This window comes from Nocardia asiatica NBRC 100129 (genome assembly GCF_000308415.1).
GTDB classification, from domain to species: Bacteria; Actinomycetota; Actinomycetes; order Mycobacteriales; family Mycobacteriaceae; genus Nocardia; species Nocardia asiatica.
This window is the reverse complement of the sequence record NZ_BAFS01000176.1, coordinates 1-487: the sequence shown is the minus strand read 5'-3', so window position 1 is coordinate 487 and position 487 is coordinate 1. Positions and strand designations below refer to the sequence as shown.

Here is a 487-nt window from a genome sequence, read left to right as displayed (position 1 = left end):
GACCCGCTTCGGGGCGCTGGTGACCATCACCGAGCCCTTGCGCGGTGACCTGCCGCGCATCGAAGCCATCACGCGCGATCTGTCGACGCAGGCGCGCTTGAAGATTCGGCGGTGTTACCGCTACCAGGCGGCGGCCTTCGCGGCTTCGCTCGGTTGCGGGGTGATCCTGCCGGAGCATGCCACTATTCCGAAGGCACTGGCGGGGTGAGCGATTCATGGCACGCGACTACGAGCCACCCGTACGGGAACGGGACGAGGACGCACGCCGCAGGCGACTCGAGCAATCCGGCCGGGACGAGTGGGGGCAGCGGCCGGAGCGGCGGCGGCCCGCACGGGATTCGGCGCGGGTGAACGAGGACCGGCTGGGCGTCGACCCGTCCGACCGGCGCGCCGCCGAGCGGCGTGCGCGAGCGGGCGCGGGCCGGGCCGACGCCGTGCGCGCCGACCGGGCGCACGCGGACCGGTCCCGTGGCGAGCGGAGTTCGCG

Annotated in this window: 2 pseudogenes; both read left to right on the top strand. The window is 74.1% G+C overall.

Annotated features, from left to right (window positions below):
* A pseudogene (locus ON27_RS16810) lies at positions 1-208 on the top strand (SCO6880 family protein); the annotation flags it as partial.
* 7 nt (positions 209-215) lie between these two features.
* Positions 216-487, top strand: a pseudogene (locus ON27_RS16805) (hypothetical protein); the annotation flags it as partial.